12 protein-coding genes are annotated in these 11,444 nt (G+C 72.1%); 3 read left to right on the forward strand and 9 right to left on the reverse strand.

What is annotated here, in order from left to right; all coding sequences use genetic code 11:
* The first annotated feature begins 49 nt into the window (after positions 1–49).
* A complete protein-coding gene (locus tag ABZY12_RS30965) occupies positions 50–979 on the forward strand; it encodes an oxygenase MpaB family protein (protein ID WP_356896156.1) in 930 nt (309 codons plus the stop codon).
* Here ABZY12_RS30965 and ABZY12_RS30970 read toward each other — a convergent pair.
* Complete coding sequence (locus ABZY12_RS30970; RefSeq protein ID WP_356896158.1) at positions 936–1,547, reverse strand: hypothetical protein; 612 nt, start codon at positions 1,545–1,547, stop codon at positions 936–938. The two genes, ABZY12_RS30965 and ABZY12_RS30970, sit on opposite strands and share 44 nt — an antisense overlap.
* Positions 1,548–1,737: 190 nt before the next feature.
* On the opposite strand from ABZY12_RS30970, the gene ABZY12_RS30975 reads away from it, so the two are divergent.
* On the forward strand, positions 1,738–3,321 hold the full coding sequence (locus ABZY12_RS30975; RefSeq protein ID WP_356896160.1) for a GMC oxidoreductase: 1,584 nt from the start codon (positions 1,738–1,740) through the stop codon (positions 3,319–3,321).
* 17 nt (positions 3,322–3,338) lie between these two features.
* Here the strand turns inward: ABZY12_RS30975 and ABZY12_RS30980 are convergent, their stop codons facing one another.
* Positions 3,339–3,818, reverse strand: coding sequence for a carboxymuconolactone decarboxylase family protein (locus ABZY12_RS30980; RefSeq protein WP_356896162.1), 480 nt, complete (start codon positions 3,816–3,818; stop codon positions 3,339–3,341).
* A complete protein-coding gene (locus ABZY12_RS30985; protein WP_356896164.1) occupies positions 3,815–4,897 on the reverse strand; it encodes a dihydrodipicolinate reductase in 1,083 nt (360 codons plus the stop codon). The genes ABZY12_RS30980 and ABZY12_RS30985 overlap by 4 nt, the downstream gene beginning before the upstream one ends.
* Before the next feature lie 212 nt (positions 4,898–5,109).
* Between ABZY12_RS30985 and ABZY12_RS30990 the strand changes: the two genes are divergently transcribed.
* Positions 5,110–5,907, forward strand: coding sequence for a VOC family protein (locus ABZY12_RS30990; protein WP_356896166.1), 798 nt, complete (start codon positions 5,110–5,112; stop codon positions 5,905–5,907).
* Between the two features lie 34 nt (positions 5,908–5,941).
* Here ABZY12_RS30990 and ABZY12_RS30995 read toward each other — a convergent pair whose 3' ends face one another.
* From ABZY12_RS30995 to ABZY12_RS31020, 6 genes are all read right to left on the reverse strand, one after another.
* On the reverse strand, positions 5,942–6,136 hold the full coding sequence (locus tag ABZY12_RS30995; RefSeq protein ID WP_356896168.1) for a hypothetical protein: 195 nt from the start codon (positions 6,134–6,136) through the stop codon (positions 5,942–5,944).
* Positions 6,137–6,268: 132 nt separating this feature from the next.
* Complete coding sequence (locus tag ABZY12_RS31000) at positions 6,269–6,937, reverse strand: ATP-binding cassette domain-containing protein (protein ID WP_356896170.1); 669 nt, start codon at positions 6,935–6,937, stop codon at positions 6,269–6,271.
* Positions 6,938–7,014: 77 nt separating this feature from the next.
* Positions 7,015–7,917 (reverse strand): ABC transporter ATP-binding protein, encoded by a 903-nt coding sequence (locus tag ABZY12_RS31005; RefSeq protein ID WP_356896232.1) that lies wholly within the window; start codon positions 7,915–7,917, stop codon positions 7,015–7,017.
* A 92-nt stretch (positions 7,918–8,009) separates the two neighbouring features.
* Positions 8,010–8,846 (reverse strand): ABC transporter permease, encoded by an 837-nt coding sequence (locus ABZY12_RS31010; protein ID WP_356896172.1) that lies wholly within the window; start codon positions 8,844–8,846, stop codon positions 8,010–8,012.
* Entirely contained in the window at positions 8,839–9,804 is a 966-nt protein-coding gene (locus ABZY12_RS31015) for an ABC transporter permease (protein ID WP_356896174.1), read from the reverse strand. Before ABZY12_RS31015 ends, ABZY12_RS31010 begins: the two co-directional genes overlap by 8 nt.
* Before the next feature lie 23 nt (positions 9,805–9,827).
* Positions 9,828–11,435, reverse strand: a complete 1,608-nt coding sequence (locus ABZY12_RS31020; protein ID WP_356896176.1) for an ABC transporter substrate-binding protein — start codon at positions 11,433–11,435, stop codon at positions 9,828–9,830.
* Positions 11,436–11,444: the final 9 nt, after the last annotated feature.

An 11,444-nucleotide genomic window follows, 5' to 3' on the forward strand; every position in this document is an offset into this window, starting at 1 on the left:
GCCCCGGCCGCCCGGCCCGGCGCCGCTCGCGCGGACGCATAATGGGCGCATGGGATGGCCGAATCCCACCGTCGACGATCTGAGGGAACGGCTCGGTGCCACACTCTTCCGCCGCGTGGCCGGTCCGTCGGGTGAGGCGACGCGTGCCCGTATCCACGGCACTCCCGGTCCCCGCTGGTTCGGTCCCGACCGGCCCATCCGCGCGGTCCACGGCGACGCCTCCATGTTCGTCGGGGGCCTGACGGCGCTGCTCCTGCAGTCGCTTCATCCCGTGGCGATGGCCGCGGTGGCCGCCCATTCCGGATTCCGGGGCGACCCCTGGGGCAGGCTCCAGCGGACCAGTACGTTCCTCGCCGTGACGACGTTCGGCACGGCCGACGACGCCCGGCGCGCGGTGGAGCGCGTGCGGGCCGTGCACGAGCAGGTCCGGGGGCGGACGCCGGAGGGGATCCCCTACCACGCCTCCGACCCGCATCTGCTGCTCTGGGTCCATGTGGCGGAGGTCGACAGTTTCCTGCGCGCCCATCGCACCTACGGGGCGCGGCCGCTCGATCGGGCCGGTTACGACGGGTACGTGGCGGACACCGCCCGGATCGCGCGGGAGCTGGGCGTGGACAGCCCGCCGCGCACCCTCGCCGAGCTGGCCGAGCGGATGGACGCGTACCGCGCCGAGCTGCGGGCGACACCTGCCTGCCGGGAGACGGCGAGGTTCCTGCTCTTGAGTCCGCCGCTCCCCTGGCAGGCCCGGCCGCCCTACGCGCTGCTCGCGGCGGCCGCGGTGGCGCAGTTGCCGCCCTGGGCTCGGCAGTCGCTGGGGCTGCCGCGTCTTCCCGGGCCGGCGTGGGCGGGGGCCCGGGTGGGCGGGCGGCTGGTGACGGGGTCGATCCGGTGGGCCCTGGCTCCGCCGCCGCGCAACTGGGACGAGAGCGGGGCGGTCACTCTCCCGCGTGCGCGGCCCGGTGGATCGTCGCGTCGATGAGTGCGAGCGCCTCCCGCGCGGTGCGGCCGGGCACGCGGTTCCAGGGGCCGATCAGGCCGGTCCAGCCCTGGGCGCGCAGTTCCGTGACGAGCCAGGCGGCGGAGCGGTTCATGGTGTCGGCGCTGCCGTAGCCGAGGCGGTGCGCGGTGAGCAGGGCCCCGCACAGGCAGCGGGCGCCGCGGGCGTCGCGGAGCCGGTACGGCCGGTTCTGCCAGCCCCACTCCACGAGGACGCGGCGGGCGTGGGCGAGGTGGGTGGAGGGGCGCAGGTCTGGCTGGCCGATACGGCGCCAGACGTGCAGCCGGTCCGGCAGGACCGCGCCGAGCCGGCCGGGGAGCGGCCGTTCGGTGGGTGGGGGCTCGGGGAGGGCCTCCAGGGCGGTGGTGACGAGCTGGTCGACGGGGACCGAGAGCAGGCCGCGCCACGTCTCGGGGGCGGGCGTCTCCGGGTGGCGCACGGCGGAGGTGTCCCAGCGGCGGACGATCTCCTGCCATGCCTCGGTGTCGTGGAGAAGGGCGGCGGTGCGGTCGACGGTGTCGAGGGCGGGGTCGGGGGCGAGGGTCGGCATGGGCGGGCGCACTCCTGGGTCGATCGGCCTCTGACTCATCAGAATGTCGGCTTTGAGCTGATATCGCTTGAGTCAGAGCGGTCCACAAGGTGGGTGACCCACCCAAAAGTTACCTATCGGTTTACCGTGACTTCCCAGGCGTACGGCAGTAGAACTCGTTCCTCTCCCCCTCGACAGTGAGGAGCGTGACGTGGTATCACGCCGAAGATTCATCGCTGGAACAGGTTCTCTTCTCGGGGCGCTGGCCCTCCCCGGCACGGCGCTCGCCGCCGGCCGCCTCCCCGCCGGAGCCCGTCTTCCCGTCCTGGTGATCGGCACCGGGTACGGCGGTTCCGTCGCCGCGTTGCGGCTCGCGCAGGCCGGCGTCCCCGTGCACATGGTCGAGATGGGCATGGAATGGAACACTCCCGGCCCGGACGGAAAGGTCTTCGCCAACACCACCAGGCCGGACTACCGCTCCTTCTGGCTCCGGACCAGGACCAAGCAGCCCCTCAGCAACTTCCTCGGCTTCCCGCTCGACAAGGACGTCCCCCGGCACACCGGGATCCTGGATGCCGAGGAGTTCGGCGGCATCACCGTCTACCAGGGCCGTGGCGTGGGAGGCGGTTCCCTCGTCAACGGCGGCATGGCGGTCACCCCGCGGCGCGAGAACTTCGCGGCGATCCTCCCGTCCGTGAACGCCGACGAGATGTACGGCGTCTACTACCCGCGCGCCAACGCCGGGCTCGGCGTCAACCAGGTGGACCCGGCCTGGTGGGAGAGCGCCGCCTGCTACCAGTACGCGCGCGTCGGCCGCAAGCACGCCCAGCGCTCCGGCTTCCCCTTCGTCTTCGTGCCCAACGTCTACGACTGGGAGTACATGAAACAGGAGGCCACGGGAGCGGTCCCCCGCTCGGCACTGGAGGGTGAGGTCCTCTACGGCAACAACCACGGCAAGAAGACCCTGCGCAAGACCTACCTCGCCCAGGCCGAGGCCACCGGCCGGGTCACCGTCTCACCCCTCCACAAGGTCACGTCGGTCGCCCCGGCGGGCGGCGGCGGCTACACGGTCGTCGTCGACGAGCTCGACACCACGGGAGCCACCAGGGCCACCAGGACCGTCACGGCGGACCGGGTCTTCTTCGCCGCCGGCAGCGTCGGCACCAGCAAGCTGCTGACCAGGCTCAGGGCCACCGGTGCGCTGCCCGGCCTGAACGGCGAGATCGGCAAGGGCTGGGGCGACAACGGCAACGTCATGTGCGGCCGCGCCAATCACATGTGGGACGCCACCGGCAGGCTTCAGGCGTCCATGCCGACGGCCGGCATCGACAACTGGGCCGCGGGCGGCGCGTTCGCCGAGGTCGCACCGCTGCCCACCGGCATCGAGACCTACGCCTCGTTCTACCTCTCCATCACCAAGAACCCGCACCGTGCCCAGTTCTCCTTCGACCCCGCGACCGGGCAGGTCGAGCTGGACTGGCAGACCGCCTGGAAACAGCCGTCCATCGACATGGCGAGGACCATCTTCGACAAGATCAACGCGAAGGAGGGGACGATCTACCGCACCGACCTCTTCGGCTCCTCCAAGATCTGGGGCGACCATCTGACGTACCACCCGCTCGGTGGCGCCGTGCTGAACAGAGCCACCGACAACTACGGGCGTCTCCACGGCCACCCCGGCCTGTACGTCATCGACGGCGCGCTGATCCCCGGCAACACCAGCGTCAACCCGTTCGTCACCATCACGGCGCTCGCCGAGCGGAACATCGAGAAGATCATCGCCACCGACCTGTGAGGGCGCCGCGGGCCGGCTCAGCCCCCGGGCAGGACGCACACGCTGTCGAGCCCGAGCACATGGTTGAGCCGGCCGAACGCCAGCCAGGAGCCGATGCTCATGCTCAGCTCCACGATCTCGGCCTGGCTGTAGTGGCCGGTCATCCGCGACCAGAACTCCTCGTCGAGACCGTGGTGGTCCAGGGCGTACCGCTCGGCGTACTCGGCCGCCAGACGCGTCCGGTCGTCGAAGGCGTCGGTGGTGCGCCACCGGGTCACGGCGTCGGCGAACCCCTCCTCGACCTTCCGCCCGTCGCGTTCGGTGCGCCAGTCGAGGCAGAAGGCGCAGCCGTTGATCTGCGCGATCCGCAGCCGCGCGGCCTCGAACTCGCGCAGTCCGAGCGTGGTGTGCTCGTACACGGCCAGCGAGAAGTTGGCGGCGGCCATGCCGATGCCGGGGACCATCTCACCCCAGACGTACCCGATCGGTTCCTGTCCTTCGGGGATGTCGATGATCACGGTTGTCTCCTTCCGAGCCTGCCCACCGCGGGGCGCAGGGGCACGTCCAGCGCGTCGTAGAGGCCGGGTTTCGCGTCCACCAGCCAGTCGACGGCGTTCACCAGCCGGCCGACCGCGGTGGCGTTTCCTCCGGCCGACCGGTTCTCGCCCTCGTCGGTGGCCTCGACGGTGACCTCGATGTGCGGCCGGCCCTCGATGATCACCCGGTGCGCCCCGGAGCCGCCGTCGGGCGGGGTGGGCCAGTCCGGGGCGCACGAAGGATGGATCCGGGTGATGTGCTCGATGACGACGCGGGGCTCGCCCCCGACGATCCCCCGTACCTCGAACCGGACGGCGCCCTGGGTGCCCGCCTCGAACGAACCCATCGTCCTGGTGGTCACGGTGGCGTCGAGCGGGCGGCGTTCCAGGGTCTCGCGGATGCCGTCGAGCTCCACGCCGAGGGCGCGCGCCATGAGCCGTATCTGGCCGCCCCAGACCAGCGTGGGGACCGAGGGCGCGAGCATCGGCGGCTCGTACCCCATCGGCTGCCCCATGCCGATCAGGTACCGGACCGAATCCTCCTGCTCGTACGTGGAGTAGTCGAAGATCTCCTGGCAGCGGATCGCGTCGACGGTACTGCCCAGGCCGCTGACGAGCAGGGGCAGCACGTCGTTGCCCCAGCCCGGGTCGACGCCGGAGACGAAGAGCGATCCGCCGCCCTCGGTGACGGCGGCGAGGACCGGCTCCCTCAGCTCGGGCGGGGCGCCCAGCGCGTCGTAGAGCGGATACAGCGCGGGAGTGACGACCACGGCTCCGGCCCGGATCGCCGCGACGACGTCGGCGAGGGCCTCGTCGGGGCGGAGGTCGCCGGACGCCGCGTAGACCACCGCCTGGGGGCGGCCCGCGAGCACGGCTTCGACGTCATCGGTCGCCGGAACCCCCAGCGCGCGGCCCAGACCGGCGAGGTCGCCCGCGTCGCGACCGACCTTGGCGGGTGTGTGCACGAGAACGGCGTCGAGTTTCAGCGCCGGGTGGGCGTCGACGGCACGGATGGCCGCGCGCCCGACGTTCCCGGTGCCCCAGACGACTGTCGGAATCATGCGCGGAGGGTAGCCTGACGGACCGTCAGTTCATAGAGCCGCGACGTACGCGATCCCGCGGCGGCCCCGTTCCGGACACCTGGGGCCGAACGCGTCGGGACGGTCACACGGAGTCACCGAGCGGGCCCCGTCGGGCATGGCTAGCGTGGCCTTCGGGAACCTCCATCGAGCACCGTCACAGAGCCACCATCGATCAGAAGAGAGTCACTGTCATGGCCGCACGACCTGAAGGCACGCCGATCTGGACCGACGCGATGTTCACCGACGTCGAGGGCGCCAAGAAGTTCTACGCCGAGGTCCTGGGCTGGACCTTCGGCGAGTCCTCCTCGGAATTCGGCAACTACACCACCGCCTACAAGAACGGGAAGGCGGTCGCGGCCGTCGTCCCGCCGATGCCCGGCCAGGACACCCCGCAGTCGGCGTGGTGTCTGTACTTCTCCTCACCCGACGTGGCCGCCACGGCGGAGAAGATCGGCAACAGCGGCGGAACCGTGGTCATGGACCCGATGCGGGTGGGGGACTTCGGCTCGATGTGCCTCGCCCAGGACCCCACGGGCATCCTGTTCGGCGTCTGGCAGCCCGGCAGCCACGAGGGCTTCGAGCTGGAGGGCGAGGCCGGCTCCTTCGCGTGGGCCGAGGTCTTCACCCGGGAGCCGGACACGTCGGACGCCTTCCTCACCTCCGTCTTCGGCTACGGCGCCAAGAAGATGCTGGACGAGCACGTCGACTACAAGGTCTTCGACCTGGGCGGTGAGCAGCCGATCCTCGGCCGGATGACCATGACGCCCGAGGACTTCCCCGAGGAGGTCCGGCCGTACATCCAGATCTACTTCGCCGTCGACAACTGCGACCAGGCGGTCGAGAAGGCGGAGAAGCTGGGCGGCCAGAAGGTCTTCGGCCCGATGGGCAGCCCGTTCGGCCGCTTCGCGGCGATCCTCGACCCGCAGGGCGCCGCCTTCGCCGTCATCGACCTGACGACCACCGAGGGCGAGATGCCCGAGATGGTCTGAGACGCGGTACGACCGCCGGTGGCGTGCGAGGTCGTCAGGGCTTGAGACTGCTGACCACGTTGGCGGTGGCGGCGACGCCGTTCTGGATGGTGGGCGCCATGCTCGTACCGGCGAGGAAGAAGCCGAGCAGCGCGCAGACCAGCGCGTGGGAGACCTTGAGTCCCCCGCCGCGCAGGAAGATCACCGCAAGGACCAGCAGAAGCAGCACCACGGAAATGGAAACGGCCATCGCCACACCCTCCTTGCGCCGCACCCGAATCGCGGCGTTCGGCGGCCAGTGTGGCGCAGCACGGGCTTCGTCCGGCCGCACGGCGTGGCTGCCGAACGGGTGACGTTCGGCAGCGCCCGGGGGGGGCGGGTCTCAGCCCCTCTTCGGCGGCAGGCAGTCCTGCCACTCCACCGTGCGGTCGCACCAGCGCCTCAGCAGGACGCGGTCGTGGCCCACCGCGAGCAGGCCGGCGCCGGTCTCCGCGCGGTACGCCTCGACCGCCGCGACGAGAGCGGCCGTGGTCGAGGCGTCGAGCATGGCCGTCATCTCGTCGCAGATCAGCCAGCGCGGGCGCAACACCAACGCGCGGGCCAGGCAGGCGCGTTGCAGCTGGCCGTCACTGACCTCGTGCGGGCGGCGGGCGAGCAGGTCGGCGGTGAGGCCGACGGCCGGGGCGAGTTCGGCGAGACGGCTCTCGGCGTCGGCCCTCCGTCCGGTGGCGCGCAGCGGCTCGGCGATCAGGTCCGCGAGACGGAGGCGGGGGTCGGCGGACATGCGGGGCTGCTGGAAGACCACGCCCACGGAGGTACGCAGTGCGCGCGGCGCGCGGTGCCGCCAGCCCCGTATCACTGTCCCGTCGATCGTGACCCGTCCCGCCTCGGGCCGGTGGAGCAGGGCCGCGACCCGGGCGAGCGTGGACTTGCCACAGCCGCTGGGGCCGAGGAGGCCGACGGACTCACCGGGCGCCACGGTCAGCGACGCGCCGGTGAAGACGGGCGCGCGGCGGTCGTACCCGGCGGTGACGGAGTCGAGTTCAAGCACGGGATCCTCCGGGCGCGACGGGAGCGGAGACGTGGCCGGCGACCTCGCAAGCGCCCGCCGGACGCGGGGCCCTGGCGTCACGCATCGGATCCACTCCCGACGGGGTGGTGACAGGCCACGCCAGCCAGCGGCTCCGGCAGGGTGCCGCACGCCGCGGTCGCGCGCTCGCAGCGCGGGGCGAAGGCGCAGCCCGGCGGCAGGTCGGTCAGTTCGGGCGGCATGCCCGGGATGGGGGTGAAGGCGCGCTCCGGCAGGGCGTCGAGGAGGCCGCGGGCGTACGGGTGGCGGGGGCCGGGTTCCCCGAAGAAGCGGTGGGCCGGGGTGGTCTCGACGATGCGGCCGGCGTACATCACGGCCACCCGGTCGGCGATCCGCCGCGCCGCCGCCAGATCGTGGGTGATCAGCAGCAGGGCCCGGCCGTCGTCGGCGTGACGGCGCAGTTCGTCGACGGTCCGCTCGACCAGGTCGCGGTCGAGGCCCGTGGTCGGCTCGTCCGCGAGGAGCAGCGGGGCGTCGCCGATGAGGGCGAGGGCGGTCGCCGCGCGCTGCGCGAGGCCGCCGGAGAGCTCGTGCGGGTAGCGGTCGAGGTGGTTCGCGGGGAAGGCGGCCCGTTCGGCGGCCGCCTCGGCGGCCGCGCGCCGTTCCCGCCGCGCCGCGCCGGTCAGTTCGCGTACGGTCTCCTCCAGTTGGGCCCGCACGGTCCGGACCGGGGTCAGGTGGGCGGCCGGGCTCTGCGGTACGAGACCGACGCGCCGTCCCCGTACCGTACGGGCCAGTGTCCGCTCGTCGGCCGTGAGCAGGTCGACGCCGTCGAGGAGTGCCGTGCCGGACGCCTCGGCGTTGCCCGGCAGGAGGCCGAGGAGGGCGGCGGCGAGGACGGACTTGCCGCAGCCGCTCTCGCCGACCAGGGCGAGGCACTCCCCCGCCGCCAGGTCGAAGTCGGCGTCGGTGACGGCGGCGACATGGCGTCCGCCGCGCATCCGGAAGCGCACGGACAGGCCCCGGACGCTGAGGACGGCGTCGTCGGCGCGTTCGGCGGTGACCGCCTCCAGGGCGCGTGCGACTCGGGAGTTCACAGCATCAGCTCCGATCGACGGCGCGGATTGAGCCGGTCCCGCCACACGCCGGCGAGTCCCGCGACGGCGAGCGTCGGCACGATCAGGAACAGGCCGGGGAAGAGCGTCGGCCACCAGTCGCCGGCGAGCAGCGAGGAGCGGGCGCTCTGCACCAGGTTGCCGAGGCTGGCCTGGTGGCTGGGGAGCCCGAGGCCGAGGAAGGAGAGCGCGGACTCGTGCCACATGGCGTGCGGCACCATCAGCACGGCGGCGAGTCCGGCCTGCGGGAGCACGGCGGGCAGCAGATGGCGGGCGGTGACCCGCCATCGTGAGGCTCCGCCGGAGATCGCGGCGTCGATGTAGGGACGCGAGCGCAGCGAGAGGACCTCGGAGCGGACGATCCGGGCGGTCGACAGCCAGTGGGTGAGGGCGACGGAGACGATGACCGGCCAGACGCCCGGCCGGAACATCGCCACGATGAAGATGCCGAGGAGCAGGTGCGGTACGGAGGAGAAGGCGTCGACGATCCGCATGACGACCCGGTCGGGCCAGCCGCCGAGCGCACCGGCGGCCGCGCCGACCGCGGTGCCGATGACCGTGGCGACGAGGGCGGCGACGAGGCCCACGAGGAGCGAGATCCGCAGCCCGTAGACGCTGCGCAGCAGCAGGTCGCGGCCGACGTCGTCGGTGCCGAAGGGGTGCTCCCAGGACGGCGGGAGGAGCTTCAGCGACAGGTCGACGGCCTGTTCGTCGAGCTGGGCGAGCGGGGGGACGACGAGGACGGCGAGGACGACCGCGCCGACGATCACGGCGGAGGACCAGAAGCGGACGCGCCGGGTGCGGGGGTCAGCCATCGAAGCCCACCCTCGGGTCGGCGAGCCCGTACAACAGGTCGGAGAGGAGGTTGCCGAGGAGCACCGCGGCCGTGGCGAGCACGGTGAGGGCGGCGAGCAGCGGGAAGTCGACGGAGGTGGCGGCCTGGACGGTCGCCGCGGCGATGCCCGGCCAGCTGAAGACGGTCTCCACGAGCAGGGCTCCGGTGATGAGTTCGGGGACGCGGGAGCCGACGAGGGTGAGCATGGGCAGCATGCCGGAGCGCAGCGCGTGGCCGAGCAGGACGGTGCGCTCCCGCAGCCCACGCGCGCGTGCCCCGCGGACGGGGTCCTCCTCCAGGGCGTCGCCGACGCCCTGCCTGACGTACAGGAAGAACCAGGGCAGCTGCGAGATGCCGAGGACGAGCGCGGGCAGCACGAGGTGGCCGGCGACCTGGTCGAAGGTGACGGTGTCGCTGCCGGTGTCGGTGAGCCCGCCGGCCGGCAGCGCGCCGAGCCTCAGCGCGAAGAACCAGATGGCGAGCAGGCCGAGCCAGAACGCGGGGGCGGCTTCCAGGGTGTACGCGGCGGAGCTGACGGTCCGGTCGAGCCAGCCGCCGCGGCGGCGTCCGGCGAGGACGCCGAGCGCGGTGCCGAGCAGGATGGCGACGAGGAAGGCGGTGACGGCCAGAAGCGTGGACCAGCCGATCCGCTCGGCGATGACGTCGGCGACGGGCTGCCGCATGACGCTGGAGTCGCCGAGGTCGCCGCGCACGGCGGAGGTGAGCCAGTCCCACCACCGGGTCACGAGCGGCTGGTCGACGCCGAGGTTGGCGCGCAGCTGGTCGAGGTTCTCCTGCGAGGCGGTGAGTCCGGCGGTGCCGGCGTAGGCCTTGACGGGGTCGAAGGGGGAGGCCGCGGCGACGGCGAAGACCGCGAAGGTGACGGCGAGGAGGACGGGGACGGCGAACAGGGCCCGCCGTCCCGTCATCCTGGCCATGGCCCCCCAGGGGAGGCGGCGGCTCACTTCGCGGTGTCCTTCGGCTTCCAGGTCTCGACGTTCCACCAGGGGCCGGCGGCGAGGCCGTGGTCGTGCGGCTCGGTCTGGGTGGTCAGGCCCTCCCACCGGTCGTCGACGACGTACAGGTGGTCGATGTGGGTGAGGAAGGTGTACCCGGGGTTCTTCACCAGTTCCCGCTGGACGGTGTCGTACGCGGCGCGGCGCTTGGTGAGGTCGTCGGTGCGGCGGCCCTCCTCCAGGGCCCGGTCGACGGTCTTGTTGTCGTACCAGGCCATGTTGTTGAAGCCGTCGCCGCCGAGGGTGGACTTCAGGAGCAGGTACTGGTCGAAGTCCGGGTCGCCGGGCGAGCCGCCGCCGGCCAGGACGGCGTCGGTCTTCATCCGCGGCTCGATGACCTCCCAGGTACCGCCCTGGGTCTTGATGTCGATGCCGGCCTTCTTGGCGTCGGAGGCGTAGGCGAGGGCGTGGTCCTGGCGGAGCTTGTCGCCGGAGAGGTACCAGAGCGGGAACTCGGCCCGTACGCCGTTCTTGACGCGGATGCCGTCGGCGCCCGGCTTCCAGCCGGCCGCGTCGAGGATCTTCTTGGCGCCGTCGAGGTCGTGGCGGCGCTCGGTGCCCTTGGCGAACCATTCGCTGTCGGTGGGGACGGGCCCGTAGGCGGGCTTTCCGGCGCCTTCGAGGATCTTGTCGACCATGGCCCGGCGGTCGACGGCGATGTCGAGGGCGCGGCGGACCGCGAGGTCGCCGGTGACCTTGTTGTGGGTCGGCAGGGTGACGGTGCGGTAGTCGTACGTGGTGGCGGCGTAGGTCTTCTTCGCCTTGTCGTTCTTGAAGCCGGCGGCGAGGTTGGGCGGCAGGATGGCGCCGTCGAGGTCTCCGGCGCGCAGGCGGGTGGCGCGCACGTCGTCGTCCTTGATGATCGCCATGGTGAACTTCTTCACCTGCGGGGCGCCGCCCCAGTAGCCGGGGTTCGCCTTGAAGCTGAGCTTCTCGCCCTTGGACCAGTCGGTGAGGACGTACGGTCCGGTGCCGATCGGCTTGGTGGTGAAGGGGCCGGAGTTGACGTCCTGCTTCGCCGCGACGTGTTCGGGGGCGATGGCGAGGACGGTCCGCTCGGCGAAGGGGGCGTAGGGGTACTTCAGGGTGAAGACGACGGTGTCCTCGCCGACGGCCTTGACGTCCTTCAGCGCGTCGAGTTCGGTCCTGGAGGGGTTGTTGGTCTTCGGGTCGAGGACCGTCTTGTACGTGAAGACGACGTCCTTGGCCGAGAAGGGCTGTCCGTCGCTGAACTTCACGCCCGGGCGCAGCTTGTAGGTGTACGTGAGTCCGTCGTCGCTCACCTGGGGCAGCGCCACGGCGAGGGCGGGCCGCAGCTCCATGGACGCGTCGAAGGCGAGGAGCCCGTCGAAGATCTTGGAGTTGCCGTCCTTGCCGTAGCCGAGGAGGGGGCTGAGGGTGTCGGGCTCGTAGGCGATGCCGACGACCGCGGAATCCTTGGGGCCGCCGGAGCCCGCGGCGGAGCCGCCGGGGTTCGAGCAGGCCGCCGCGGTGATGGCCAGGGCTCCGGCCAGCGTCACGGCGGCGGCGCCGCGTATGGATCGGGCGGTCATGTGCCCACA

Source organism: Streptomyces sp. NPDC006551, from assembly GCF_040611675.1.
Lineage (GTDB): Bacteria > Actinomycetota > Actinomycetes > Streptomycetales > Streptomycetaceae > Streptomyces.